This window comes from Paenarthrobacter sp. RAF54_2 (assembly GCF_052113945.1).
Taxonomy (GTDB): Bacteria; Actinomycetota; Actinomycetes; order Actinomycetales; family Micrococcaceae; genus Arthrobacter.
Map to the genome: position 1 here is coordinate 1 of NZ_JBFRDV010000022.1, position 24,747 is coordinate 24,747.

Annotated in this window: 25 protein-coding genes; 8 read left to right on the plus strand and 17 right to left on the minus strand. The window is 59.9% G+C overall.

Features of this window, described 5'->3' with window-relative positions; translation table 11 throughout:
* Together AB4Y87_RS19755 and AB4Y87_RS19760 are read right to left on the minus strand one after the other, a co-directional pair.
* Positions 1-434 (minus strand): cyclase family protein (locus tag AB4Y87_RS19755; protein ID WP_442005978.1); only part of this gene is annotated, 434 nt, incomplete at its 3' end.
* Positions 435-529: 95 nt separating this feature from the next.
* Complete coding sequence (locus AB4Y87_RS19760; RefSeq protein ID WP_442005979.1) at positions 530-1,666, minus strand: aminotransferase class V-fold PLP-dependent enzyme; 1,137 nt, start codon at positions 1,664-1,666, stop codon at positions 530-532.
* On the opposite strand from AB4Y87_RS19760, the gene AB4Y87_RS19765 reads away from it, so the two are divergent.
* Positions 1,656-2,513: a cupin domain-containing protein gene (locus AB4Y87_RS19765; protein ID WP_442005980.1), complete on the plus strand. Its 858-nt coding sequence runs from the start codon at positions 1,656-1,658 to the stop codon at positions 2,511-2,513. The genes AB4Y87_RS19760 and AB4Y87_RS19765 overlap by 11 nt on opposite strands.
* A gap of 113 nt (positions 2,514-2,626) precedes the next feature.
* Here AB4Y87_RS19765 and AB4Y87_RS19770 read toward each other — a convergent pair whose 3' ends face one another.
* The 6 genes from AB4Y87_RS19770 to AB4Y87_RS19795 form a co-directional block, all read right to left on the minus strand.
* Complete coding sequence (locus tag AB4Y87_RS19770) at positions 2,627-2,788, minus strand: hypothetical protein (protein WP_442005981.1); 162 nt, start codon at positions 2,786-2,788, stop codon at positions 2,627-2,629.
* Positions 2,773-3,390, minus strand: coding sequence for a hypothetical protein (locus AB4Y87_RS19775; protein WP_442005982.1), 618 nt, complete (start codon positions 3,388-3,390; stop codon positions 2,773-2,775). The genes AB4Y87_RS19770 and AB4Y87_RS19775 overlap by 16 nt, the downstream gene beginning before the upstream one ends.
* Positions 3,387-3,803: a hypothetical protein gene (locus tag AB4Y87_RS19780; RefSeq protein ID WP_442005983.1), complete on the minus strand. Its 417-nt coding sequence runs from the start codon at positions 3,801-3,803 to the stop codon at positions 3,387-3,389. The genes AB4Y87_RS19775 and AB4Y87_RS19780 overlap by 4 nt, the downstream gene beginning before the upstream one ends.
* A gap of 86 nt (positions 3,804-3,889) precedes the next feature.
* The gene (locus AB4Y87_RS19785) at positions 3,890-4,300 is read right to left on the minus strand and encodes a response regulator transcription factor (RefSeq protein WP_442005984.1); all 411 of its coding nucleotides are present in this window, start codon (positions 4,298-4,300) and stop codon (positions 3,890-3,892) included.
* Between the two features lie 117 nt (positions 4,301-4,417).
* Positions 4,418-4,651: a hypothetical protein gene (locus AB4Y87_RS19790; protein WP_442005985.1), complete on the minus strand. Its 234-nt coding sequence runs from the start codon at positions 4,649-4,651 to the stop codon at positions 4,418-4,420.
* Positions 4,648-5,124, minus strand: coding sequence for a hypothetical protein (locus AB4Y87_RS19795; RefSeq protein ID WP_442005986.1), 477 nt, complete (start codon positions 5,122-5,124; stop codon positions 4,648-4,650). The genes AB4Y87_RS19790 and AB4Y87_RS19795 overlap by 4 nt, the downstream gene beginning before the upstream one ends.
* Positions 5,125-5,222: 98 nt before the next feature.
* Between AB4Y87_RS19795 and AB4Y87_RS19800 the strand changes: the two genes are divergently transcribed.
* The gene (locus AB4Y87_RS19800; protein ID WP_442005987.1) at positions 5,223-6,137 is read left to right on the plus strand and encodes a hypothetical protein; all 915 of its coding nucleotides are present in this window, start codon (positions 5,223-5,225) and stop codon (positions 6,135-6,137) included.
* Positions 6,138-6,184: 47 nt separating this feature from the next.
* On the opposite strand, the gene AB4Y87_RS19805 is transcribed toward AB4Y87_RS19800, so the two are convergent.
* Positions 6,185-7,579, minus strand: a complete 1,395-nt coding sequence (locus tag AB4Y87_RS19805) for an Nramp family divalent metal transporter (RefSeq protein ID WP_442005988.1) — start codon at positions 7,577-7,579, stop codon at positions 6,185-6,187.
* Between the two features lie 425 nt (positions 7,580-8,004).
* Between AB4Y87_RS19805 and AB4Y87_RS19810 the strand changes: the two genes are divergently transcribed.
* From AB4Y87_RS19810 to AB4Y87_RS19820, 3 genes are all read left to right on the plus strand, one after another.
* Positions 8,005-9,018: a PASTA domain-containing protein gene (locus tag AB4Y87_RS19810; protein WP_442005989.1), complete on the plus strand. Its 1,014-nt coding sequence runs from the start codon at positions 8,005-8,007 to the stop codon at positions 9,016-9,018.
* Positions 9,019-9,148: 130 nt separating this feature from the next.
* The gene (locus tag AB4Y87_RS19815; RefSeq protein ID WP_442005990.1) at positions 9,149-10,096 is read left to right on the plus strand and encodes a tetratricopeptide repeat protein; all 948 of its coding nucleotides are present in this window, start codon (positions 9,149-9,151) and stop codon (positions 10,094-10,096) included.
* A gap of 41 nt (positions 10,097-10,137) precedes the next feature.
* Positions 10,138-10,974, plus strand: coding sequence for a protein NO VEIN domain-containing protein (locus tag AB4Y87_RS19820; protein WP_442005991.1), 837 nt, complete (start codon positions 10,138-10,140; stop codon positions 10,972-10,974).
* A 163-nt stretch (positions 10,975-11,137) separates the two neighbouring features.
* Here the strand turns inward: AB4Y87_RS19820 and AB4Y87_RS19825 are convergent, their stop codons facing one another.
* The 5 genes from AB4Y87_RS19825 to AB4Y87_RS19845 form a co-directional block, all read right to left on the minus strand.
* Positions 11,138-11,473 (minus strand): hypothetical protein, encoded by a 336-nt coding sequence (locus AB4Y87_RS19825; protein ID WP_442005992.1) that lies wholly within the window; start codon positions 11,471-11,473, stop codon positions 11,138-11,140.
* 177 nt (positions 11,474-11,650) lie between these two features.
* Positions 11,651-11,992, minus strand: coding sequence for a hypothetical protein (locus AB4Y87_RS19830; protein WP_442005993.1), 342 nt, complete (start codon positions 11,990-11,992; stop codon positions 11,651-11,653).
* Entirely contained in the window at positions 11,989-12,534 is a 546-nt protein-coding gene (locus AB4Y87_RS19835; RefSeq protein ID WP_442005994.1) for a hypothetical protein, read from the minus strand. Before AB4Y87_RS19835 ends, AB4Y87_RS19830 begins: the two co-directional genes overlap by 4 nt.
* A gap of 505 nt (positions 12,535-13,039) precedes the next feature.
* Entirely contained in the window at positions 13,040-13,420 is a 381-nt protein-coding gene (locus AB4Y87_RS19840; protein ID WP_442005995.1) for a nuclear transport factor 2 family protein, read from the minus strand.
* Between the two features lie 140 nt (positions 13,421-13,560).
* Positions 13,561-14,544, minus strand: a complete 984-nt coding sequence (locus AB4Y87_RS19845; protein WP_442005996.1) for an ornithine cyclodeaminase family protein — start codon at positions 14,542-14,544, stop codon at positions 13,561-13,563.
* A gap of 398 nt (positions 14,545-14,942) precedes the next feature.
* Here AB4Y87_RS19845 and AB4Y87_RS19850 point away from each other — a divergent pair, with 398 nt between their 5' ends.
* Positions 14,943-15,641, plus strand: coding sequence for a GntR family transcriptional regulator (locus AB4Y87_RS19850; RefSeq protein WP_442005997.1), 699 nt, complete (start codon positions 14,943-14,945; stop codon positions 15,639-15,641).
* 54 nt (positions 15,642-15,695) lie between these two features.
* Here the strand turns inward: AB4Y87_RS19850 and AB4Y87_RS19855 are convergent, their stop codons facing one another.
* Both AB4Y87_RS19855 and AB4Y87_RS19860 read right to left on the minus strand, forming a co-directional pair.
* Positions 15,696-16,943 (minus strand): NAD(P)/FAD-dependent oxidoreductase, encoded by a 1,248-nt coding sequence (locus tag AB4Y87_RS19855; RefSeq protein WP_442005998.1) that lies wholly within the window; start codon positions 16,941-16,943, stop codon positions 15,696-15,698.
* A 553-nt stretch (positions 16,944-17,496) separates the two neighbouring features.
* Positions 17,497-19,239, minus strand: coding sequence for a thiamine pyrophosphate-dependent enzyme (locus AB4Y87_RS19860; protein WP_442005999.1), 1,743 nt, complete (start codon positions 19,237-19,239; stop codon positions 17,497-17,499).
* Positions 19,240-19,556: 317 nt separating this feature from the next.
* Here AB4Y87_RS19860 and AB4Y87_RS19865 point away from each other — a divergent pair, with 317 nt between their 5' ends.
* Positions 19,557-20,468, plus strand: a complete 912-nt coding sequence (locus AB4Y87_RS19865; protein WP_442006000.1) for a LysR substrate-binding domain-containing protein — start codon at positions 19,557-19,559, stop codon at positions 20,466-20,468.
* A gap of 23 nt (positions 20,469-20,491) precedes the next feature.
* On the opposite strand, the gene AB4Y87_RS19870 is transcribed toward AB4Y87_RS19865, so the two are convergent.
* Complete coding sequence (locus tag AB4Y87_RS19870; protein ID WP_442006001.1) at positions 20,492-20,722, minus strand: hypothetical protein; 231 nt, start codon at positions 20,720-20,722, stop codon at positions 20,492-20,494.
* 295 nt (positions 20,723-21,017) lie between these two features.
* Here AB4Y87_RS19870 and AB4Y87_RS19875 point away from each other — a divergent pair, with 295 nt between their 5' ends.
* A complete protein-coding gene (locus AB4Y87_RS19875) occupies positions 21,018-24,605 on the plus strand; it encodes a proline dehydrogenase family protein (protein WP_442006002.1) in 3,588 nt (1,195 codons plus the stop codon).
* Positions 24,606-24,747: the final 142 nt, after the last annotated feature.

Here is a 24,747-nt window from a genome sequence, read left to right on the forward strand (position 1 = left end):
CCGGTGCGGAAGAAGATGACCCAGCAGTTTTCCGGGAAGGGGCCATGCTCCTGCTGCCACTGCTCGAAGTGTTCGGGCTCCAGCAGGAAGTCGGGGTCCTGGGCGGCTTCGGCGCTCTTGTCAATCACCACGGCCGGCCCCACCAGGCGGTGGGGCTCGATCCGGTCAACGGACTTCCCGTCCTTGCCCGTGATCCAGTGGACGGGAGCGTCCAGGTGCGTCCCGGCGTGTTCGCCCACCGTGACGTCGTTCCACGCCCAGGCCGGTCCGGCGTCGTCGAAATTGCTGACGGGAGTCAGCGAGAGTCCAACCGTGTTGGCCAGGGGTTGGGGAAGATTCAGAATGGGGGTATCACCGCTGAGCGGCGTGGTGAGGTCCACGACGTCGATGGCGCCGGATGACAAGGCTGCGGTGAGCTCATTTAGAACAGACATTGTTCTCCTCATAGTTTGGTAGGGCCATTCCAAACGAATTAGTCCTTCCTTCACTGACGGTTGTTAGTGAGGGGGTCACACGCGAGCGGATGGTGTTACTTTCCGCGCCATTCGCCTAGTGCCTTCAACACGGCCATGACGTCTTCTTCGACGTTGTAAAAGTGGAAGGACATCCTTACAATCGCCCCCCGGGGGCTCGTGACGATGCCTCGCGCCTTAAGGAAATCGCTAAGCTCTTGGGGATTCTCGTCCACAAGAGCCACCTGTGGCCCGCGGAGCGATGGGTTACTGGGCGAATCGAGAACAGCACCGGCAATAGTTAATTCGTCCTGTAACTGCTGCGTCAGACGTCCAATGTGCTGCTTCACGGCCTGTGGATCGAGTTGTCGCAACATCCTCATACCAGCAACCGCCCCATATACAGAGGGTATGGCAGGAGTACCGGACTCGAAGCGGCGTGCTGCCCTTGGAAAACCAAGAGCACGCGGGTCGAATTCGAAGGGATCTCTCCGTCCAAACCATCCGGTAAGTTGGGGGTCGGAATCGTCCGATAGGCCTCCCCGGACATAGAGGAACGCCACACCCGCTATACCCAGCATGTACTTCAGTGTTCCGCTGACCAAGTAGTCGCAGTCAAGTTCGCGGACGTTGATCGGTTCGACTCCGGCGCCCTGGTAGGCATCCACGAAGGTCTTTGCTCCATGGCTCTTGGCGATGGCTATGACCTCCTCAACTGGAAGTCTTGAGCCGTTCCGATAGGTAATCATCGGGACGGAAACAAGTTTCGTTCGGTCGTCGATCACCGCTGCGTAGTCTTCGGCAAAGGCAAGACCTGCACGGTCTGGTACGTGAAGTGTCCGTGCGCCACGCGCAACTTGCGCAAGCCAGACGTGTCCAATGGACGGGAATTCGAGATCGGTTGTCACGATAGCGTCGCGAGCCGAGTAGGTCTGGGTTGAAGCCACTTGGTAGGCACCTTCCGACGCGGAGGGAACCACTGCGATCTCGTCCCGGGATGCACCGATGAATTCAGCGAACATGGTGCGCGCCTGCTCCACCTTGTTCATCCACGGGCCCCACGGTGCTCCGTGCTCCATGATGCTGCTTTGGAATTCAAGGAGTTCGCCGGATAGATCCCGGGATAGAGCACCCTGACTGCAGCTCGCCAAATGTATTGTGCTTGCAAGTCCAGGGAACTGGCTACGGAAGGCTTCAGGGGTGATGACGGTCATGGATTTTGTCTCCGATCCGGGGGGAAGTCTGGCGGGTCAACCTGAACATGGACAAGGCGACTTCCGACTTGCGCTGTGTCTGGGATCAGTCCTGGTTGTGGTGACAGATCCGGCCGAGCACCTCACAACAAACTGCTTGTGTTGTGCCAATCACATAGTTTCACTGCCTGTGAATTATTTCAATAGAGATGTAAAAGATCCTTTTGACTTCCGACTGCCTTGGCGTCTACATCGGAACTCTCACAACCTCTTTGCGGAACCCATGTGGTCCTCAAGGGAGTGGCTCGATGATCTGATGGATACTGGAGGTATGTTGCCTTCCCGTATCCGTGAGCTGCGCCGAGACCGCGGCATGACGCTCAATCAAGTTTCCCAACGGAGTGGGCTATCCGTTGCGATGCTCAGTCAAGTTGAGCGAGGTCTATCAGATCCCAGCCTGGAATCGCTTCGTCGGCTTGCCGAGACGCTGGATGTGCCGTTGTTCGACCTGTTCCGAACCGAGGACGCGGAGCAAGTCGCTGTGATAAGGAAAGATCAGCGTCGGCTGGTTTCTTCACCCCAGGGCCAAATTGTATATTCACAAGCATCCCGCTCAGGCGGCAAGCTTGAAGTGCTGGAGGCGGTCCTGGAACCGGGCGCTGCGTCGTCTAGCAAACCCAGGACCCACGCATCCGAGGAATGTGTGCTCGTCCTGGAAGGCCGGCTCGTGGTTGAAGTCAGCGGCACGAATCATGAGCTGAACGCAGGCGACAGCTGTTACTTCAGCTCAACCCTGCCGCACAGGTTCGTGAATCCGTCCGAGAATCAGACCCGGATCCTTGTGTCTGTGACTCCGCCGAGCAATTAGTCGCGTTTGGAGGACTCTCAGGCGGATATGTCTTGAGCCATATGGGTGATCCCGTTAGCGGGGAGTTCCTTGCATACAAACCTTCCACATAAGTTCTGGAGTATGCAGCCGAGTCACCAGGTGTCCCAAACTACGCCGGCGAACCAATCCGCTGTATCGGATCTGTGGTCCTCGTCGCCCAAGGGTTCCAGGACACACAACAGGGCACGGGCGAATCTTGCCTCGGGATTGTCCAAGTGCGGTTGCATCTCGAACTCATTCAGGGATTCCGGCATTTTGCTCTGGCTGCTTCCAGGGTCGCCGGGGTTCCCTTGCCCGAGGTCCAATATGCATCCACTGTGGCCATCACGTCCGAGAGCTCTTTCGGTGCTGGAAGTTCCTTGATGTAGTGCAGCAGCACCAGCATCAGGCCCTTCCAACGGTCCGTTCCTCGAGCGGTCGCAAGCTGTTCAGCCGCCGCCTGGAGCTCCAGCGAAGTCATCGGTCCGCTGAGATCAGGCATGCGGGGGTCGCGTTGCGTGCTCAGGATCTTCCTCAGTTCAGTCTTAACAATCTCGGCGGCAGCGGGGTCACCGTCGTAGTAGTCCTCCCAGAAGCCGGGCACCAGCCAGCTGGCCGGTGCGAAGTGCAGCACCCCTCCGTCGCCGATGCGGGCTTGCCAGTTCTCTGGCACAGTTTCGTCCACGGTCATGAAGGCCGTCGAATCGAAGAGACCGTAACTGTCACTGTCATCAGTGAGAAGCCGTAAATACACGCGGCCGTCAGGGTGCGCCGTCAGCGAGAGCACGTGGTACTCAGCGTCGATTGTGAGCCAGGGACTGGATTCCAGTTGTCCCCGCCCGTCGTGGGCGAGGAGCTGTGTGCATCTGACCTTCATGGTCGTTCCCCCAATGGTGCAGAGAGCCAAGTCGCCAGCCGCTCCTGATCATCTGCCGGTGTTGGCCACGTTGCCCGTTCGATCCAGAGGACGGTTCCCATCCCGCAGATGCGAGGGCCTTCGTACATTCGCAGCTCGTCGCCGGGTCGTACTTCGGCCCATGCGGGCACGGAGTCAAGGAATAGCGGCACTATCACCGCTCGGGCTGACTCCCCGAGCTGGATATTTTCCTTGGAGAAACCCAACACCGGCGCTGCCGTCTGCTCGCCGACAGGCCAGCCTGGGAGGCCCCAGTTAGGCCGGTACTTGAATCTGTTCTCTACAGCGTGGCCACCCAAGAGAGGACTTTGCCGACCACCCTCCCGCAAGAGCAGTAAATCGATGCCAAGCGCCCAGGTCGTGGTCGGATCCATGGGCACAGCCTATCGAGCGTTTGCTCGCCTCGGGCCACTAGGGGTGCCGCGGCATTTCGTGGCCTCCCGTTTGCCGCAGGGTTCCTTCAGGGTTTGCTGTTTGAATCAGGCAAGACTGCCCCCGAGGAGACTTCCTGGGGGCTCAGCTTCAGAGCGAGTTCACGCAGCTGGCGGGGCCGGAAAGGTTTGATCAGGTACGCCGTGGCGCCAGAGGCAATGCCATGGAGTTCATCGTCCCGTTCAGCGAAGGCAGTGATCATGAGGATAGGCGCGTTGGATACAGCTGCAAGCAGGCGGGCGGCTTCGCGACCGTCCATGTCGGGCAGTCCCAGATCAAGGGTGATCAATACAGGGTTCAGCCGTTCGACTGCGGTCATGCCTTCATGTGCCGTTTCGCAGGCATGGACTTCGAAGCCGGCGCCCGTGAGGATTAGTGAGATGAGGTCGCGGATGTCAGGATCGTCTTCGATGACAACGCAGATTCTCTGTGATTTCACGTGGGCCCCTTTCGGGACAAGCTTACGGGCGGGATCAAGGGTTGCAGCCGAAATTGGCAGGACCTTTTTCGTGCGGTGCCACTGCGAGTACCGAAGACGTCTTCATCTTGTCTTGCCCTACCCGGCCGAAGTGCTGTCAGGAGCCGGCCATCCGTGGGCGCGGCCGTACTTCTGCACCGTGGTTCCGGATAGTCCCGAGAGAGCTGCCACCTCCCGGACGCTGCCGCCGGCCTTCAGCGCATCAGCGACAGCTTGCTCGACCTGCATCTGGGCGTCAGCACGTGCTGCCAATGCGGCAAGTATGCGCTCAGCCTGCTCTAGCGGGACTGCGTGCTTTTTGCGGGGGCTCATGCGCCGAGTTGGCCGAGGCTCTTGAGGTTGTCTGCACTGGCGGAGGCGATGGCCCGGTTCACTGATTCATTGGTGTGCTCGTAAACCGTCAGACCATTCGGCAGAACAGTATGGGCATAGAACTCCTGCTCGAACGTCACGATCTCTGCATTGACCGCTTCCAGCTTGGCCTTCACCACCAGGGCCAGGGCGCGCCAGCGTTGACGGATGGCTTTCTCGTACTCGGCATCGGCGGCCTTGGGCGCCCGCAGTTTTCGGGTGGCCGGCGTGTGCGTGAACTCCCGGAGATTCCGGTCCGGCAACGGCAGCACAAAACGTACCTGTCGGCCGTCAGCGACGAAGCTGATCGCTGCCCGACTGGCTTCCCAGCCATAGGAGAAGGCAGTTGCCCCGTACCGTGTCAGCGTGCGCTCAATCTCCGCGCGTGACTGATGGCTGTCTACTGTAGTTGAACCCGCATATACGCCGCTCATGGGTCGAAGCGTAACACGTGCTGTTACGTTACGGAGTGTGTTGAACGTCCATCAACTTGCTGCGGCATATAGTGATGGTGGATTTGGGGAAGGTTTCTATGACGGATTCGCAGGGGAGTGGGCCGCCCATTGAGCGCGTCGGCGGCGAATCCACTCAGCGTCCTCTACCCGGTGCCAACCTTTGGTCACTCGCTCTGCCTGGGGGTGTGCTGCTAAAAGCCACCCCCTGCTCAGCAGAGCAGGTGCCCGTGTGGCAGGACAGTTCCCTGCGACGGCGAATGCGGGCGACCATGGTCGGGTTGGCTGTGGCTATGGTCACGCTGCTTGTGGCAGCCGGTTTTGGCCTTGGAGCTGCACTCGCACCTTTAGCTGCTGGCGCCTTGAGGGTTGAAGGTGTGGTGACAAGTCAGCAGGCGAGTCGTTTCAAGGGCAACGACTACTGCACTCTTGAGATCACCTACACGCTGGATGGACAGTTGCGACATGCTGCAGTCGAATCCGGAAGAGCCTGCGCTGCGTCCGCACAAACTGGTACGCCGGTCCATCTGGCTCTCAATCCCAACAACACGGAGGACGTAGTTCTTCAGGGGTACGACTACCCCCGGGAAAACGCCTGGAAGGGCATTGCTGTCATGGCCCCCATGGCCATGGTTACCTTGGTCGTGTTTATGGTTGTCGTTGCAAGGTCGTACTACTCCACGACCCGTCTTTTCATGTACGAAGCAAAGTCCTGGCGTGAACTCAGCGTCACTGTCCGAGCCCGGATGGACGGTCGGGAAGGTACGACATTGTTTTTGGAGGCCAAGGATACGTCAGGGGATGACCGCATCTTCAGCATGTTCTATAGGCGGCCGGGGCTGAGACCCAAGCCACGGACCGATGACGTTGTCGAACTCAGAGTGCTTAGCGACCGGGGGGCCAGGGCAGTCATTACTGTCAACGGTGATGCCCGGATTCATAGTGTGACCTTGGCGGTTCCGAGTAGCTTCCAGCGTCGTTCCATGGGTTTATGAGACCGCGAGGATCCTCATGGTTAGCGTAGTTTGCCCTTTGGGGCCGCTTATCCGCCGAGGGCGCTGAGGGTTGTCCAGATGCCGATGGCCCCGGCAAAGACCATGACGATGGTTGTTCCCCAGCCGAGCGTTGCGGCGAGTCGTCCGTTGCGGTACTGACCCATGATTGCCTTGTCCCGTGAGATCAGCATGACTACGACGAGGAACGGTGCGGCGGCGACGCCATTGATGATCGCACTAAGGATCAGCAAGCCGATGGGATCGGTAGCGAAGAAGCTGATCAGCACCCCGCCGAGTGTTCCTATGCCCAGCAACAGGTAGAACCAGGGTGCCCTGCGGGGACTACGGTCAAAGCCCCATTGTTTCCCGAGCAGGCCGGCCAGGCCTGCGGAGCCGGAAGCGGCCAGGACCGGAACGGCGAGGATGCCGGAACCGATGAAGCCGGCGGCGAAGAGAAATTTCGCGGCCGAGCCCACAATTGGTTCCAGCGCCTTGGCAGCATCGGCAGCAGTCTTGACGTCCGTTCCGTCCTTGCCGAGCGTCGCCGCGGTCGCAGCCATGATCGCGAACATGACCAGCACCGAGAAGGCCATGCCGATGAAGACATCGGCCCTGGCGTTACGGAGCTTGTGGGCGGCCGCCGCTTCGCTTCGCTCCTTCAACCCAACGGCGCTATCCCCGCCTCGGTCCTCGGAGCGGAGTTCCTCGACCCGGTGGGCGCTTTGCCAGAAGAACAGGTACGGGGAGATCGTGGTTCCAAGGACCGCTACGACCAATCCCAGATACTCCATGCTGAAGCGGAATTGGCGGCCCAGCAGTCCCGCCAGTGTGTCGGGCCAATTGACGTTGGCGACGAACAGGACAGCCACATAGGCCAGCAAGGCAAGGCAGAGCCATTTGAAGACTCTGGCAATGGCGGCGAAGGAACCGGTCATGAGTGCGATCGCGATTCCTATGCCGGCGATGGCGCTCCAGAGATGGTCCGGTCCAGCGCCGAGGAGCTCCATTCCCTGGCCCACAGCCATCAGATCGGCGGCAGCGTTGAGGGTATTGGCTGCCAGCAGTGCCACGATCAGGACCGCGATCACGACCCGGGGCTTGCGGGAGAACTTTCGTCGGGCCAGTTTCCCCAGACTGTCCCCGGTGGCCAATGCGGTGCGGTCACAAATTTCCTGGACGGCCATCATCATGGGCAAGGTAGCGGGAGCGGTCCAAAGCATCCCGTTGGAAAATGTCGCTCCCGCCTGCGCGTAGGTGGCAATGCCGGACGGGTCATCATCGGCCGCGCCGGCTACAAGTCCTGGCCCGAGCAGTCCGAGGAACCTGCGCCAACCGGCGCCTTTCGGTTCCGACTCCCGTGATCTTTGGGTGGCTGGGTTTGGGGTTTCACGGTCAGCCGGTAGAGCTGAGGCCTCGGGATCGACAGCTTCTCCGGCACCCATCAGTTCCTCCTGATTTCCGCTGCCGAGCATCAGTTTTCAGCTGGCGCGACTTGGGATCAGACTACGACATCAAGGGCCGCCCACCGGTAGATTTCCGTGGAAATCTTCCCCGGTACGCCGGAACGCTTTAGGGGAGTACGGTGCCCAAATAGTAATGGAGGTACTCTGACGGCACATCCCAACGGGACACGAATGCGGGGCTTCTGAAGAAGACGGCAGACATGTACCGTCAGCGGCTGGCTGACGGCTATGGCTAGGCCGTTGCCAAGAACAGTCCTAAGCGAAGAATTGCCTGCCGAAAACGGTAGGAGCCAAGGCGATGCCGCCGTAGGATGAGGCCCACTACGGAGGTCGGAACCGCAGCAGCCAACACGGGGGCAGGATGCGTGGGGTACGGGGCGGAACCTTGCGGGAGAGTCGGCACGATGAAGCGCTTGTTGGCATTGGTTCTGGTGACGATAGTCGTGGTTGGGTTGGCCGGGTGCTCGGGCCAAGATCAGCAGTCGCAGGCTTCAGCGTCGGCCAAGGCTGTCAGTCCGACTCCTAAGCCTGCGATTCTCGTGCCGGATGTGGTGGGAAAGACATATCCGGAGGCCAGCGAGCTTCTTTCCAAGGCCGGGTTCAGAACGCCTGTGCCGCACGGCCGGGATGGTGCGCGCTGGGACCGTGCACTTCCGGGCAGAGACGACACGGTTGTGGCGACCGAGCCGGCGGCAGGCTCGGAAACGAACGAGGAAACCATCAAGGTCATCCTCAACCGCACCGAGGCGGAACAGCTGGCAGCTGGAAAGGCCGCGATGGAAGCCTACCAAGCCGCAGCGGCAGCCCAGAGGCTTGCGAACAGATACAGCTATAGCTGCGGTGACGGCCTTGTCACCACAAACGAGTATCGGTCGTACAAGGAAGTTTGGGCGAGCCGGGATTACGCCAGCGGGCGCTGCTCGATTCAAATTGACGGCCTGCACCCATCGACCAAGCAGGCATTGGTACCCAGCGAGCAAGCACTGGTTGACCTCATCGCTTCTCACGGTGGAGATGTCAGCCTTCCTACGGCAACAGTCGGCAAGGTCATGTTGATGTGCGCAACAGTAGACCAGGACTTCGCAGACGTGGTGGTCGCCAGAATGGACTGGCGCCGTGCCGACGTTCTAGGGGCGCTCTCCGTCTGTCCCGACGCACCTCATGCGGCGGTGTTCCAGGAGGTGCTGACTGCGGTCAAAATATGGGACGGCACCAACGTTGTAGGCCAGACCATGGAGCCAGGAACGTACAAGACCAAACCCGGGGTGAAGGACTGCTACTGGTCACGATCAACCGGGGGCGGGGACATCATTGACAACAATTTCGTCGGTTTCGCCCCTGACGGCGTGACAGTCACTGTGTACACAGGGGAGGGCTTCATATCCCAGCGTTGCGGCGTGTGGACCAAGATCGGCTGAGCTAAGGAAACGTCCACAAAAGCCAGGTCCTCGGCGATGTTGGCAGGATGCGGGCTTGCCCGATCCCATGATCAGGCGAACAATCCTGTCCATTTTCCGTCGGTGTCGGCGCAGCCTGCATAATTGTCCGATGAGTGGACGAGTGTGGTCAGGGTTCAGGAAGAAGCGGGCTCCCCAGGACGTGTGGGCAGACTGGCAGGCTGCCAACGAGGCCGCCGACGCCGACAGCGCCGCAAAGTACGCTTCTGAGCTCTTGACGGTCACACCGGATTCCTTCTTCACTTGGTTTGAGGCGGGCCTGCTGTCGAAGGCACGCGGCAACTGGGCCGAAAGCGTGGCACGTAATCAGCACGCTCTGGATCTGTTCACCGAATGGGAAGCCGCTCATTTCGACGGTGCCAGCCCGGCTGCCTGGAACCTGGGAATTGCTGCTACGGCATTGGGGGATTGGGCTACTGCGCGCCGGGCGTGGGCAGCGTACGGCCTGTCAGGGTTTGATGGCGAGGATGGGCCCATTGACGTGGACTGCGGCGTGGCCCCTGTCCGGATCAATCCGGACCGCGCAAGTCTTACTCACCAGTTGCTGCCCGATATGGGAGCGACGGAGGTCGTATGGTGCTGGCGGCGAAGCCCGGCGCATGCGGTGATCAACAGCGTTCCGTTGCCTAAGTCAGGTCACCGATTCAGGGACGTCCTGCTTCATGACGGGGCGCCTGAAGGGACGCGACTGCTTGAGGGCCAGGAAGTGCCGGTGTTCAATGAACTCGAACGGCTGGAATCATCCGGGATACCGACGTGGCAGGCCCAGATCACCGGCGCGGGTCAGGAGGACCTGCAAGCTCTGGCGGACACTCTCGGGCCGCGGGGACTGGGCGTTGATGAATGGTCTGGGATGCGCATGATGTGCTCGGACTGTTCTCACGGCTCGCCACGCGACGGACACGACCACGAGGCGCCGGCATCGGATGCTCTGCTGTTGGGTTTGGCCGGCGATGAGTCAGACTTGGGCGAGCTGGTGGAGGTGTGGCAGCAGTCAAGACCGGCTGTGGGCATCGTTAGCCTGGACCTGCTGTGGTGATCGAGAAAATTGATTCTGCGTCGATCGGCGATACTCAATTCATGGTCATTAACATTAGACTCAGCGATCGAAAGACTGCCGAGAGCGACGACCCGTTGGGACGGACGTGGTACGGCTACGATCCCTCCGTGACGCCGGAGCTTTTGTGGGAGAACAACCGCGGCGACTGGTCCCTGAATGCGGACAGGATTTCGGAGCATCGTTGGGCAGTGCTGAACTATCAGGGCCGCATCGTGCTGGTAGCGGAACTCCTGGACCCGAATCACGAGATTCTTCCTAGCACTTCAAGGGTGCCGAAGAAGGCCCTCCTTGGCCGTGTCCTGGAAGGCGGTTCTGCCATCTACGATGCGCTCATCGGAACACAGGTGGACTATCCAGCAGGCAGCCGGAACTCGATCCTCTACACTGCAGACCCTGCCGTTGCAGGCCCAGCTGCTTCTGACTTGCTCAATGGTGGAATCGACCTGCCCGGTGCACGGGGTCAGGGAAAGCAAATGGACGCCGAGATCCGCCGGGTCATCGAGAACGCTGCCCAGGACCGGTTGATGGGGCTCTACGTCGAACAAGGATGGACGGTGACGGACACTCGACTGAACCATCCGTACGATGCACTGGCCGTCAAAGGCAATGAGCGGATCTATCTTGAGGCAAAAGGTACCCAGAGCCGTGGTGAGTCAGTCATCGTTACCCGCAACGAGGTCAATCATGCCCGCCGTCATCCGGGTTCCTGCGTGATGGGCGTCTGGTCCGGCATTCGGTTTGTAGACGGCGAGATAGATCCCGATTCAGGAGAGTTCATCACCTTGGATTTCAGTCCGACCGATGAGCAATTAAGTCCCCGCGACTTTGACTGGACCTTGCCCGAAACTGCTACCTGAGCATCGGGGCGACTGTTAGCACCACACTGAATCCGCCAGCTCTAGTGGCGCACACGCGCTTGCAACAGCGATGACAGCTGCGCCACCGAAACTCTGCAACCCGCCTGCGGGTCACTCGAGATGAACTTGCCATGCCCGCGGAGCTGCCCTTCCACGTTGGCCATTATTCGTCGAACGGAATCTTGGTCCATTCCACACTCTCGCGCCAGCCGTCCAAACCAAAGGACCACGAAGCGATAAGGGCATGGGCGGCGCCCATGTCGTCCACTACCGTGCCGAAGTGCTGGCTCGGGCTGCCTTCACGGAATTCGACGACGTAGGTTCCGTCATCGTTGCGGGTTGACTGTATGAAGGTCTGACCGCTGGGATCAGCCAGTAGCTCCACGATCAGGAATGCCTCTTCACCCTGCTCGATGTCCTCCATGAACATGAACAAGGCATCCTCGGAAGGATCCTCCCATGTCTGGCCGGACTCGTTAGTGGACTTTAGTAGCGGCATCGCAGCCCAACCGTTCTCTTGTGGCGGGCAGTCATCCGCGCCCCTTTGCAAAGGGAAGGCAAGGACGGATCGTTCCCCATGGCCTGAGTCTCGAGTCAATTTCAGGCGAGCCCGCGGCTGATTGTCCTCTTGGCCAGTGCCTCGTTGGCGGCATCCCTGACGAACCAGGACTCGTCATCAAGCAGTGATTCGATAAGCTCGGTGGTTGCTCGGCGGTGGCGGGTGACTGCGGCCGGACGGTGTCGTCTTCGTCCAGGGCGAGTTTTTGCAGGAGATCAATGTTGATCTTTCTTTTGTCGCCACGAAGGAGCGGACGCGCACGTCGGGATCTGACGCGAGTAGTTCAAGGATTTCCAGTGGCACCGTTTTGTTGTGGGCGACCCAGAAGCGCATGTCAGGGTACTTGTCGATGACGTCCAGCCATACCGAAACGTCCGCCTCTTCATGAGCTGCCCGGTGATACTCCGCGGGGTCTTCGCTCGAGCGCAGTCTCACGAACTCTGCGGCCGATTGAATCATGTTCCGACGCTCTTGATCTTGTTCCCGGAAGTCATCCGCAGGACCGGCTGTTCGAAGCCGTCCAGGTTGCTAGCCCAGAGGTCTTCTTCCCGGTATGTCACGAAGCGGAAAGACGCAGAGGGATTCTCCTCGTCGTGGCCGTAGTCGACGTGGATCCAGACATCGATGGGATTGTCCGTGAGCTCAGCAGCTGCGGCGATGACCAGGTGGCCCAGCAGGATGCCCTGGGTCAAACAACCAGCCACCCAGTCGCTGGTCCCAGCGAAATCCCGCCAAGCTGGCGAATCATCGGCACCATCGATAAGCCAGTCCAGGGGGAGCTTGTTGATGTAGCCCTCAAATCCTGTGGGGCCGCCGAAGTCAGCATCGCTGTTCTGGCGGATGTTGTGTATTTGGGAGACAAAGAAGAGGCACCCGTCTCGGATTGTCAGGCCCTCGTCGAGTTCAGCCTTGATTCGAGGATCCAGATAGCTGGTCTCCGAGCGAGGCTGTGCCATGCCGCGAAGGGGCCGCATCGCCTCGTTCATCGTCTCGGTAATCACGGAGCAATCCTGTCATGAACAATTGGGGCTCCCTTTCCCAGACTTGCCAGCATCCTGGTGCGGCTAGGGCACACTCGCCCTGTGTGAGCTGCCTCGGAGAATCAGACGTGCCCTCACAGCGGATGAGGCAGATGGCACCATGCTTGAGACGTACTTCGATGCCAAAGGAGTAGAAGGCACCCCACCGTCTCCGAGCTGGAATGTGGCTCCTACCCAGGATGTGCCGATCATCGCTGAGCGTCTTGACGAAGGCACGATCGACCGGCACCTGCTCATCGCCAGATGGGACTTGTTTCGTCGTGGGCCAAGCACATTCAGGTCGGCTCCAAGGTTCTCTGCACGAATTGAAGCCGACACATCTTCGATCGCCGCCGCCTCTTCCTAACAGGCGGCGGTCTGCTTGGGTGGGGTGTTCGTCAGATTAGGCGGGCCACATCAACCTCAGGGCGGAGAATATTCGCTGCCACCAGGATTCATGACGGGAAGAGGAGCTGCGAGGACTCTTCTAGTGCTGTCCTAAGACCGAGTCCAGTGCGGCACTGTCGTAATAGAGGTATGCATCTGTGATCTGTCCATCTTTGACTGTCACGATGGAGCAGCCCGTGGCGTTCAGTACGGGTGCTGTGGGAGAGGATCCCAGCATCTGCCAGCGGGCGACCGCCCGGTTCCCACAGCTGAGGATCTCTACGAGGATTCGCCGATAGTCGGGGTACATGTCCATGACGTGACGCATTTCGCTTTGATCTTCCTCGGCAGAAGACACAGATTTGATACCGTTCACGGTGATGCTTATATCCGGGGCAACGAGTTTTGCCATGGCGGTGAAGTCCCTCGTGTTTTCTGCCTCGTTGTAGGCCTCCCAGACCTTGTGTGGCTGCGGGGTCATGCCGCCAGCTTCATGCTTTTGCCGGCGGTCGAGCGAGCCGGTTGTTGGGGCAGTGGTGGAATTTCTCAAGGAATTGCTCTTTCTGCTGAATGTGATGCTCAGGTTCCCGTGCCGTGGGCCGGCCCCTGGCGGGGGAGTGCTCAGCGGATTGTTAAGTGACTGGCGAACACGCGATCGTTGCTGCGTGCGTCATGTTTTTTCACGATGGCACTGGCAATGACCAGGTCTTCCCAGGACATACCGGAACTTTTGAACAGGACTGGTCGATCAGGGCTGAGCTGAACGGCTCCTGTTACGACGCTCCGCATTGGAACCAAATTCTCTTCGGTCAATGCGCCTTCGCCTATTGCAAGGACAATGTCACCTGATTCGCGCAGTGCTGTGGGGACGTCTTCAACGACGACCTGCGCACGCTCACAGAAGGCCGCATCTACTTCACGGACGTGCGGCTCGTGGGAACCTACGGCGATGACTATGGCGTTCGAGCGTAAGAGCTCGGAGTCGAAGAGGGGTTCTGCCGAAGACGTCGCACAAATAATGACGTCAGCCGCGGCTACTGCCGCGGCTGCTTCGGGTGAGCCCGAGGCGATAACCTCCTGGCCCAGAGTTGCAGGTACCGCTGCCCTTGAGGGGTTCCGGACAATGTACGTAATGTGCTCGATGCGACGTTTCCCATTCAGGACTCCTGAAATGGTCTCTACGTGGCCCACCCCCTGTTGTCCTGCACCGAAAACCGCGAGCCTTAGTGGTTCCGATCGCTGGGTGAGCACGGGAAGCACACCTGCAACCGAAACGGCAGGCGTGCGCAACGTCGTAAGAGCTGTACCGTCCAGGATCGCCTGTGGTGCGAGTGTTTGAGCATCGAACAAGAGGTAGAGCGCCTGAATGCGCGGCAGCCCACGCTCGGGGTTTCCCGGAGCGACGGTAGCCACTTTCACGCCGGTATGGGTTTGGACCTCCGCGGGCATGATGAGAAATTGTCCATCTTTGAGCGGGATGAGGCTGCGTTCAGGATCATCTGCTGGATCCAGCCCGGCAATGAGGGCGTCAGCGATGGCCGCCGTGGCTTGGCGGGGTGAGAGCAGAGCTCGAACCTGATCATCGGAAATGAAATTAAGCTGCATCGGGAACCCCGCACTTCGCGCGCAGATCGGGTCCTTTTCGTGTTGGAATCACTGTTTCCACCTGTCTTTTCGCCACTTACCTAAGTGGTTGGTTGTTCAACTGAATGCTCGAAAGAGCTGTCGCGGCGTTCGCAACTTACGCCGAACCTGGGACTCAACGCTGAGTCTGCAATCGTCCCGCGGTCCCCACTGTAAGGTATTACACCTAAGTATAACCAATCTACCCGTCAACGGGCTCTGGAAACGAAAAGCTCCTTATGGAGGACCTGCGGCATCCACTCACAGCGGCGGGCGAATCTGTGAGGGGTAAAGCGGCCGCTGTGGTCGTACTTTGTCTGCGTTTCCATGCAACGGGTCTAAAATGGGGTGTCAGACCTTATAGAGGAACAGGAGTGGCCATGGCTACGGCATTGGCGTGGAACGAGGGAGCTGGCGATGAAGTCAGAACCCAGAGTTTTCGGGAACAGGCAGTACGCATCATCCGTTCGCAGATCGTCTCCGGCCGTCTGGAGCCGGGTTCCATGCATTCCATCGGTGCGGTTGCTGAACGCCTGAACGTTTCCATCACCCCCGTTCGCGAGGCGCTGCATGACCTCGCCAAGGAGGGGCTCATCGAGATGAAGCGCAACAGGGGGTTCCTTGTCCGAAAGTTGACCAACAAGGAGCTTGACGACGTTGTGCAGATTCGCGCGATGATCGAGGTGTCCTCGGTGCGGGAGATTACGGAACGTACACTCATCAAGGACTTCACCAACCTCAGGTACCTGTGCCGGCGGACGGATGCATTTGCTGCAGCTGGGGAGTGGGAGGACTTCGTGGAAGCGGACCGGGAATTCCATTTGACGCTCCTTTCAGCGCTGGAGAACGAGAAGCTCCTCGAGATCATTGGAACCCTGAGGGACCAGAGCAGGCTTCTAGGGTTGGGAGATCTCGCGGGGAAGGAAGTCTTCGTCCAATCGACAAAGGAGCATGAGCTCCTTTTGGATGCCATGGAGGCCAAGGATGCAGGAAGGGCCGCGGAAATAATGAGCAGCCACATGCGGCACGTTCGCGGTATTTGGGCAGGGCGCGACGAGGCTGCCAAGCAAACCAATTAGGCTCCCGCAGCCGGCCAGCCCCAGGCTGGCGCCGGGGCCGGTGCTGACTTTGGGCTAGAGCTTGAAACGGTCGGCGGCGAGGCTGGAAAGGTGCCGGGAAGATGCTTCACCGACAGCCAGCTCCGCTATGAGCCGGCCCGTCGGGGGCGCCAGGCTAACTCCCAACATTGCGTGTCCCGTAGCTATGAGGACATCGTGGTGCTTTGGTAAAGGGCCGATGATCGGTAGCCCGTCGGGGGTCATGGGGCGGAGACCCGTCCAAGGCTCCGCCGGTGTCGGGAGAGATGGCCATTGGGTGAAGTATGCCGGGAGGCTCTTCAGCAGCCCCTCAGCTCGCACCCTGCTGATGCGTTCGTTCGTGCCTTTGCCGAAGCCCATGGTTCCAGCGATGCGGACCTTGGAATTCAGCGGTGTAATGGCCACCTTTGCCTCAGCAAGATACATCGGATGCTGTGGGCCATCAGGCTGGAGCGGAAGGTCATAACCGTATCCCTTCCCGGAGGCCAAGGCGATGGAGCTTCCAATGCCGGCAAGGATTTCGTTGGTCCATGCCCCCGCCGCAACAACAACCTTGTCCGCGCTAAGGGCTTCCTGACCAACTTCAACTGTCACTGACCCATGTGTTGCGCTGCGAAGACGTGCGCGCCGGCCAAGGCGAAACTCCACCCCGTCCCGTCGGCAGGCAGCCGTCAGCCCCTGGGTTAAGGAAGCTGGGTCAAGGGATCGATCGCCGTAGGTCTGTAATCCCCCCGCCAGTTGCGGAACAGTGCCAGGTACTTCCCTGGCCAGGTCGGAACCTTCAAGAAGCCGCCATTTGAAGTCCTCGATGTGCCCTTCCATCGTCTCGAGTTCGGCCGCGTGCTTATCCAGGTTGGATGCGCTGGTGTACAGCATCGTGAGGGGGTCGTTGTGGGCTTCGAACGATACCCCGTCAGCGGCCATGTCATCGAACAACTGCAGCGTCTCACGACTCAGATGCGACAGGACCTCCAGACCCGCTTCAAAGCGCGCGGTCGTGCAGTTGCGCAGCATCTGCAACATGAAGCCAAGATACTTGGGGCTGATGCTGGGGGAGACATATAGGGGACTGTCTTTGCGGAGCATCCAACGCAAAGCCTGCGGCATCATTCCAGGAGCGGGAACGGGAGTGGACATACTGGGTACCACCCAGCCTGCGTTATGTCCCGAAGCCTTGGCGCCTGGCTGGCCCGCATCAATGACCGTTACTTCATGTCCCGCTTTGCGCAGGTAGTAGGCCGAAGACAGGCCAATTGCGCCCGCCCCAATCACTATTGTTTTCATGGTTCTTCCGGGTTGTGATTTGTGCTGACGCTGGCGCAACGGCCAAACACAGCGGTTCAATGTCGAGCTGGGGGTGGGGCGGTTCAGTACAAGTTGTTGCCGAATGTGGCGCTCCTCGCAGGCCGCCCGGCTCAGCGACGCATGCTGAATCTAGCCAATATCATCCTCAAGGTGTAATACCCCAACGAATCAAGCGAGGTATCTTCCAGGGTGGATATTTGTTGAGTCCTGAGGAAGGCGCTTTTGCGGGAATTCCCATAGCGGTGCTCATTCGGTCGCGGTTTGAAAGCGGGATGATCCCTCTGACTGATCGTGGGCAATGAGGACACCCTCCCGGAAATCGAAAGCGCGCCTGCCGGGGGATGTGTTGACCCACAGGATTGTGGGAATCAAGCGTCTTGGCGTCGACCGTCGCCTGGTAAAAGTCCTGCCCGGGTTCGGTGACGGTGACAGGGTCGCCGATATCCAGATCCGTCCAATCTTGCGGTATATGGTCCAAAATGCCTTCCACAGTGCCCCTTTCGGTTACGGATAGGAGTGGGATGTTCGGGCGTTAGTAGGCCTTAACTCGTTGTTCAACGACCATGTGGATCAGCGCGAAAATGCCTTGGTTGTCGATGGCCGAGAGTGCGGCATCCAGAGCCGCTGGTACGTCCTTGTCGTTCTCCACCCGGGTTCCAAACCCGCCAAAGGCCGTAGCCACGAGTGCAAAGTCGGGGTTTTTCAGTTGAGTGCCGGAGACCCGCGAGGGGTAGTGGCGTTCCTGATGGGTCCGGATGGTTCCGTATTCCTGGTTGTCCATGACGATGACCAATGGGGTTGCGCCGTACTGGGCCGCAGTTGCCAGTTCCTGGCCGTTCATCAGGAACTCTCCGTCGCCGGCTATGGTTACGACTCGTCGTCCGGGTTGGGCCAGGGATGCTGCGACCGCGGACGGGATGGAATAGCCCATGGATCCGTTTCGTGCGCTGATCATGGATGAGTACAGGCGGGTCGGAAAGTACCGGTGGGCCCAGTTGGTGTGTTCGCCGGCGCCGAAAGTGACCATGGCGTCGCGGGGAAGGGCTGGTACCAGGTTTGCCATCAAGGTGTCCATGCGCGCGGGGCCGTCGGCTGGAGTTGCGGGGGGAAGTGCTGCGAAGTCTTCCTGTTCGCGTCGCATCCGCCCGCACCAGGCTTTCCATTCATCTCTTACGGGCAATTCAATGGCCACGAGGTCCCGGACGAAGACATCTGGTTTAGCCACGATTTGGTATGAAACAGGGCCGGAGCGTCCGCGCAGGGAAGGGTCGATGGTGACCAGGAAGTTCTTCTTGGTCCAGTCCTGCCTGCAGAGGAAGCCGTCCGTGATGACATCGCCCGGGACGGTTCCAACGAAAATGAGAAGATCTGTCTCTTCGAGCAGGTCGTAGGTCGGTTTGGGTCGACCATAGCCGATCGGCCCCACATACGACGGTGAGTCGAACGGTATGGTGCCCTGGGTCCTCCATTCCGCTGCGGCGGGGATGTGGTTCCGTTCGAGCCAGCGGGTGAGTTCGTAGGCGCCTTGTTGGGTCCAGTCGTTGCCGCCGGTGACGAACAAAGGTGAGGAAGAGGCAGCCAGGGCTGTGCGGAGCGTTTCGACGTCCACGGTGGTCATGCCGCCGGTGGCGACAGGGATGGGAGGATGGATTGCTGCTGGCACGGATTGTTGCAGCACATCTTCGGGTAGACCCACAACGACCGGGCCGGGCCGGCCGTTCATCGCGGCGAACATCGCTTCGGCGACAATTTCCGAGGCCCTTTCCGGATGGTCCAGGATCATGACCCTCTTGGCCCCCGAGCTGAACCAGGCCTTGACGTCAAATTCCTGGAAGGCTTCCCTGTCCCGGTGCGCAAACGGAATCAGTCCAACAAAAAGGACCATGGGAGTTGAATCCTGCCAAGCGGTATGGAGCCCTACATGGGCATTTGCGGCCCCTGGACCTCGGGTCACCATTGCCACTCCGGGCACCTGATTCAATTTTCCGTCGGCTTCTGCCATATAGGCGGCTCCGCCTTCATGGCGGCACACGACAGTAGCTATTGACGATTCATGGAGGCCATCCAGAACGTCAAGGAAGCTCTCACCGGGAACGACAAAGGCTCTCCGGACTCCGTGAGCCGCCAGCGACTCCACTATCAAATGTCCGGCAGAAGTGGATGGAGAGCTTTCGATGACCTCCAGCCCTGTTTGTTCGGAAGTGCTGGCTGCCGTTAAAAGCGAAGGTGTGGGCGCAGCAAGGGTCGTCGGATCCGACGCCGCCGAGAGACTCATGAATGTCCTATCGATATTTCTGGGTCGTCCTGCGGGGTGCCCCCGGTGGAATACGTGCTGAACCACCCTGACCGTGGGAAGACGCGCAGGTCCCAACGTGTTCTGCCTCGGGCATCGCCTGGCGACCACGGTGTCGCCGGGGCGCCAAGGCCTTAAGTATTGATATGTAATACCTTACTATGTATAAACAGCCTGGCAGCCCTTGTCAATGTTGTCCCGGGGGTCATCGGCAGGAGGTGCCCGCCCGTAGGTAGCCGAATCAACACGGCTCAGAGGAAACCACGTCCAATGTTGTGCGGCGGGATGGAGAAGAAGTCATGCTGGAGATTCGCCGCCTGCGGCTGCTGCGCGAACTGGGTATCCGTGGAACACTCGCCGAAGTAGCTGCGGCCCTGGCATACAGCCCCTCAACGGTTTCCCAGCAGCTCGCCTTGCTGGAGAAAGAGGCGGGGGTCGAGCTCTTCCGTAAGGCGGGTCGCCGGGTCGCCCTGACCCCCCAGGCCATGGTTCTTATTGAGCATACTGACGCTCTTCTCGATGCCCTTGAGAAGGCCGAAACTGCCCTGGCGGCCAGCCGCCGACAAGTGCGCGGCACGGTGCGCCTTGCGGTCTTCCAGACGGCCACCTTGGCGCTAATGCCCATGACGCTGCGGACTTTGAGGGAGTCGTATCCCGAGCTGCGGGTTGAAATGGTTCAGCATGAACCCGAGACGGCACTGCATGAAGTGTGGGCCCGTGACTTCGACCTCGTCGTGGCTGAGCAGTACCCGGGGCACGCGGCGCCCCATTATCCAGGCGTGGACAGACAGCATCTGACGCTTGACACAATCCATTTGGCCGTTCCCTCCGTGACGGCAACAGCTGGCTTCGCCGACGTGACCAGCCTTGCGGAAGCGGCCAATGTTCCTTGGGTCATGGAACCCCATGGAGCTGCGTCCCGTCACTGGGCTGAGCAACTCTGCCGCGCTGCGGGATTTGAACCCGACGTCCGCTATGAAACCCCGGACTTGCAGGCCCACGTGCGGCTGGTGGAGACGGGTAATGCCGTGGCGCTGTTGCCTGATCTCGTTTGGGTGGAGAGGTCGATCGGAGCCAGGCTGCTGGGTCTTGAAGGGGACCCGCAACGGCTCCTTTTTACTTCAATGAGRCGTGCCAGCGCCGGGCATCCGGTATTGAGGGCAGTCCGCGCAGCACTTGCTGAAACCGTACGGCTGCTATTGCCGATGTGAACGGGCAACCTGGCGGCGCCACGTCAGCGGAAGTCGGGATCGCTATCGAAGAAGACCGGCAGCGGCTCCGCGAAGGGACGCCAGGCCACCACCTTGCCTTCAATGGTGGGCATTGACTTGCCTTCCAGAACAAGGACCGGGAGGGCGTTCTGGCCATCAGCGGACCACCATCCCGACCGAGGGCATGGCCGCCCGGTCTGTAACTGCCTGACGGCGATCGGCGAAGCCTGCCAGTCCACATCTCTGCGTTTCATAGACCCATAGTAGTCATAAGGCGTAATACCTTACTAGTAGATAAGGCAAGCTTTTTCCTTATTTCGTGTAAGGGATACCCAGTTTCCAATGAATGCCTCGAAATGTAGGGCCTCACTTCAATACGTCGCTTTTCTCGATCGGTACCCTCCACTAATCATCGCTTTTTCTTAAGGGGGAGGGGTTCCATACTGATGTTCAGACCGGCCAGGGAATCCCGCCCACACAGCCCGGTTCCTCTCCCTTCGCAACACCAGCTCCGACTGAACCGTTGCGTGTTTCCAACTAGGAGTACAAATGACTGAAAACTCAACAACCCGGGTCCAGCTTGTCCAGCCGGAAGACCTCGCAGATGAAGCTGTTGCCTTGGTCCGTCATTGGTTGGCCGAAGGGGCCAAGATTCCGGTGGATGCCTCCGCGGCTCAACTGGCTGGTGTTTTGAAAGACCCTAACGGCCTTGAATTCACTGTTGGCTTTGTCGACGGGGTGGTACGCCCGGAGGACTTGAGCGTGGCGGCCCGGAACCTGAAGGCCATTGCTCCGAAGGTTCCATCGTTTCTGCCGTGGTACATGAAATCAGCTGTGGCCGTTGGCGGCTCCCTTGCGCCGCTGATGCCCGGCGTCGTTATTCCGGTGGCACGTAAAGTGCTCCGGGAGATGGTGGGGCATCTGATTGTGGATGCAACGGATGAAAAGCTCGGCCGTTCGATCGCCAAGGTCAGGAAGGATGGGATCCGCCTGAACGTCAACCTTCTGGGTGAAGCCATCCTCGGCGAAGGCGAGGCGTCCCGCAGGCTGGAGGGAACACGGAAGCTGCTTGCGCGCGAGGATGTGGACTACGTATCCATCAAAGTCTCCTCTACCGTCGCCCCCCACAACCATTGGGCTTTCGACGAAGCAGTGGAGCACATCGTGGAAAAGCTGGCCCCGCTCTATCGACTGGCTGCGACGGCGAAGCCGCGAAAGTTCATCAACCTCGATATGGAGGAGTACAAAGACCTTGGTCTGACTATCGCTGTGTTCACCAAGCTGCTGGAGCGTCCGGAATTCCGCGAGCTTGAAGCCGGCATCGTACTCCAGGCCTATCTTCCAGACGCTCTCGCGGCGATGATCGACCTGCAGGAGTGGGCTGCCAAGCGCTCAGCGGGCGGTGGAGCCCCCGTTAAAGTCCGGGTGGTCAAGGGTGCGAACCTTCCCATGGAGCAGGTTGACGCCGACCTCCATGGCTGGCCTCTGGCCACATGGGGAACCAAACAGGGTTCGGACACTTCTTACAAAGCCGTCCTGGACTACTCGCTGACCAAGGAACGAATCGCAAACGTCAAGATCGGCGTTGCCGGGCACAACCTCTTTGACGTGGCACTGGCGCACCTGCTGGCCAAATCCAGGGACGTTACCTCAGGTCTCGAGTTCGAAATGCTCCTGGGCATGGCGACCGGCCAAGCAGAAGCCGTCAAGCGCGACGTAAAATCCTTACTTCTCTATACCCCTGTCGTGCATCCCAGCGAATTCGACGTGGCTATCGCCTACCTCATCCGCCGTCTTGAAGAGGGCGCAAGCCAGGAAAACTTCATGTCCGCCGTCTTCGAACTGGACAAGAATGAAGGCCTGTTCGAGCGCGAAAAGCAGCGATTCCTGGCCTCCTTGGATTCTTTGGCCCGGCTCAGAAACACCGTCCCGGGACCCAACCGCGTCCAGGACCGTACCCGATTCAACGCTGAGGCAAAACTCGCTGAAGAGACCGGGCGGGCATCTTTGGAAATGGGAGGCTCCGGACATGGCGGGCCAACGGCAAGCTTCGAGAACACTCCTGATACGGACCCCGACCTGCCGGCCAACAGGACATGGGGCCGAGCAATTCTCGAACGCGTGCCTGCTTCAAACCTCGGCAGGGCGACGGCCGATACCTTTGAACTGCATTCCAAGGATGCTCTCGAAAGCGTCATCCGCACCGCAACGTCTCACGGGACAAAATGGGGTGCACTCACTGGCGCCGAGAGAGCGGCTGTACTCCATCGTGCCGGTGTGCGCCTGGAAGCCCGCCGCGCGCAGCTACTCGAGGTCATGGCCTCTGAATGCGGCAAGACCCTTGAACAAGGTGATCCGGAAGTTTCGGAAGCCATCGATTTCGCCCACTATTACGCCGAACTGGCCAAAGAACTGGACACCGTTGATGGTGCACACTTCGTCCCGTCAAAACTGACGGTTGTCACCCCGCCCTGGAACTTCCCGGTGGCTATCCCGGCCGGTTCCGCATTGGCGGCGCTGGCAGCCGGTTCTGCTGTCATCATCAAGCCCGCCCGCCAGGCACGCCGCTGCGGCGCGGTCATGGTCGAAGCCCTCTGGGAGGCCTTCGACGAAGCAGGGGTCGACCGGGACGTCCTGCAATACGTCCAGCTCGCAAAACGGGACCTGGGCGCACAGCTCGTCTCCCATCCGTCCGTTGACCGGCTCATCCTCACCGGCGGCTACGAGACTGCTGAACTGTTCCGATCCTTCCGCAAGGATCTGCCGCTATTGGCGGAGACCAGCGGCAAGAACGCCATCATCGTTACCCCGAGCGCGGATCTGGACCTTGCGGCCAGGGACGTCGTTCAGTCCGCTTTCGGCCATGCCGGGCAGAAGTGCTCGGCCGCTTCACTGGTCATTCTCGTCGGATCCGTGGCCACCTCCCGCCGTTTCAACCAGCAGCTCATCGATGCCGCCCGCTCACTCAAGGTCGGCTACCCGGTGGATCCGCAAACTCAAATGGGCCCCATCATCGAACCGGCCAACGGCAAGTTGCTCCATGGCCTCACCAACCTGGGCCCCGGGGAAAACTGGGTTCTTGAACCCCGCAGACTCGATGACAGCGGCAAGCTCTGGAGCCCTGGCGTCCGGGCAGGTGTGAAGCGGGGAAGCGAATATCACAAGACAGAGTACTTCGGACCCATCCTGGGGGTCATGACCGCTGAAACCCTGGAAGAAGCGGTCGGCATCGTCAACGACATCGACTATGGCCTCACCTCCGGGCTGCACTCCCTGGACCCGGCTGAACTGAAGTACTGGCTGGAGAACATCCAGGCCGGCAACCTCTACATCAACCGTGGCATCACTGGTGCCATCGTTCGGCGCCAGCCCTTTGGTGGATGGAAGAAATCGGCTGTCGGCGCTGGCACCAAGGCCGGGGGACCGAACTACCTGGTCGGACTCGGATCGTGGAAGGACGCACCAATCCACGCCCCTGGTTCCGGACACTTGCCTCCACACTCCGCACAGATCCTTGGCGCAGCGAAGACCCTTACCGCGGCAGGGGCCCTTGCTGGCCCGGATGTTTCGTGGCTGCAGTCGGCCTTGTACTCGGACGCGGAAGTCTGGAGCGCGGACTTCGGGATCGCAAGGGACGTTTCCGGGCTGCAGGCCGAACGGAACGTCTTCCGCTACAAGCCGGTTCCTGTGACTGTCCGTTTCGAGGGACCTACGTCGGGACACGGATTGGCCGAGGTGCTGCGCATCGCCTCTGCCGGAGTTACGGCCTGGAACGGTACCGCACCACGGGAGGCCATCATCATCAGCAGCGACAATTCGCTACCCGCGATGGTGACGAAAGTACTCCATGATGCAGGAGTCGTCGTGGTCACCGAAGACGAGCACGCCTTGGCAGAGCGTCTTGCGTCCTACGCTGCCAAGAACGGGCCGGATGCTGGTGCCCGAATCCGTCTGATCGGAGCGTCATCGCAGGCCGCGGCATCGGCGCTTGATGGCAAGCCCGATGTAGCCCTCTACGCCAACGACGTTGTCGCTGCCGGCCGTGTCGAGTTGCTGACATTCCTTCAGGAACAGGCTGTCTCTATTACCGCGCACAGGTTCGGCACGCCCAACGACCTTTCCGACACGTTGATCTGATCGCGGCAGTGGTTGGCCCGTTCAGAAACACCTGGGCGGGCCGACCGTGGCACTGTCAGCGCCACGTTCGGCGATCCCCGAACTGTCCGTTTTCAATTACCCAGCAGTAGCCCCTTCGAGGAGTAGCGGATGACACCCAGAA

Excerpts from the sequence above, each read along its gene's own strand:
- AB4Y87_RS19765 (WP_442005980.1), top strand. The coding sequence starts at position 1,656 with ATGACGGTCATGGATTTTGTCTCCGATCCGGGGGGAAGTCTGGCGGGT.
- AB4Y87_RS19760 (WP_442005979.1), bottom strand. The coding sequence starts at position 1,666 with ATGACCGTCATCACCCCTGAAGCCTTCCGTAGCCAGTTCCCTGGACTT.
- AB4Y87_RS19770 (WP_442005981.1), bottom strand. The coding sequence starts at position 2,788 with ATGCCGGAATCCCTGAATGAGTTCGAGATGCAACCGCACTTGGACAAT.
- AB4Y87_RS19775 (WP_442005982.1), bottom strand. The coding sequence starts at position 3,390 with ATGAAGGTCAGATGCACACAGCTCCTCGCCCACGACGGGCGGGGACAA.
- AB4Y87_RS19780 (WP_442005983.1), bottom strand. The coding sequence starts at position 3,803 with ATGGATCCGACCACGACCTGGGCGCTTGGCATCGATTTACTGCTCTTG.
- AB4Y87_RS19790 (WP_442005985.1), bottom strand. The coding sequence starts at position 4,651 with ATGAGCCCCCGCAAAAAGCACGCAGTCCCGCTAGAGCAGGCTGAGCGC.
- AB4Y87_RS19795 (WP_442005986.1), bottom strand. The coding sequence starts at position 5,124 with ATGAGCGGCGTATATGCGGGTTCAACTACAGTAGACAGCCATCAGTCA.
- AB4Y87_RS19800 (WP_442005987.1), top strand. The coding sequence starts at position 5,223 with ATGACGGATTCGCAGGGGAGTGGGCCGCCCATTGAGCGCGTCGGCGGC.
- AB4Y87_RS19805 (WP_442005988.1), bottom strand. The coding sequence starts at position 7,579 with ATGGGTGCCGGAGAAGCTGTCGATCCCGAGGCCTCAGCTCTACCGGCT.
- AB4Y87_RS19810 (WP_442005989.1), top strand. The coding sequence starts at position 8,005 with ATGAAGCGCTTGTTGGCATTGGTTCTGGTGACGATAGTCGTGGTTGGG.
- AB4Y87_RS19815 (WP_442005990.1), top strand. The coding sequence starts at position 9,149 with ATGAGTGGACGAGTGTGGTCAGGGTTCAGGAAGAAGCGGGCTCCCCAG.
- AB4Y87_RS19820 (WP_442005991.1), top strand. The coding sequence starts at position 10,138 with ATGGTCATTAACATTAGACTCAGCGATCGAAAGACTGCCGAGAGCGAC.
- AB4Y87_RS19825 (WP_442005992.1), bottom strand. The coding sequence starts at position 11,473 with ATGCCGCTACTAAAGTCCACTAACGAGTCCGGCCAGACATGGGAGGAT.
- AB4Y87_RS19830 (WP_442005993.1), bottom strand. The coding sequence starts at position 11,992 with ATGATTCAATCGGCCGCAGAGTTCGTGAGACTGCGCTCGAGCGAAGAC.
- AB4Y87_RS19840 (WP_442005995.1), bottom strand. The coding sequence starts at position 13,420 with ATGACCCCGCAGCCACACAAGGTCTGGGAGGCCTACAACGAGGCAGAA.
- AB4Y87_RS19845 (WP_442005996.1), bottom strand. The coding sequence starts at position 14,544 with ATGCAGCTTAATTTCATTTCCGATGATCAGGTTCGAGCTCTGCTCTCA.
- AB4Y87_RS19850 (WP_442005997.1), top strand. The coding sequence starts at position 14,943 with ATGGCTACGGCATTGGCGTGGAACGAGGGAGCTGGCGATGAAGTCAGA.
- AB4Y87_RS19855 (WP_442005998.1), bottom strand. The coding sequence starts at position 16,943 with ATGAAAACAATAGTGATTGGGGCGGGCGCAATTGGCCTGTCTTCGGCC.
- AB4Y87_RS19860 (WP_442005999.1), bottom strand. The coding sequence starts at position 19,239 with ATGAGTCTCTCGGCGGCGTCGGATCCGACGACCCTTGCTGCGCCCACA.
- AB4Y87_RS19870 (WP_442006001.1), bottom strand. The coding sequence starts at position 20,722 with ATGAAACGCAGAGATGTGGACTGGCAGGCTTCGCCGATCGCCGTCAGG.
- AB4Y87_RS19875 (WP_442006002.1), top strand. The coding sequence starts at position 21,018 with ATGACTGAAAACTCAACAACCCGGGTCCAGCTTGTCCAGCCGGAAGAC.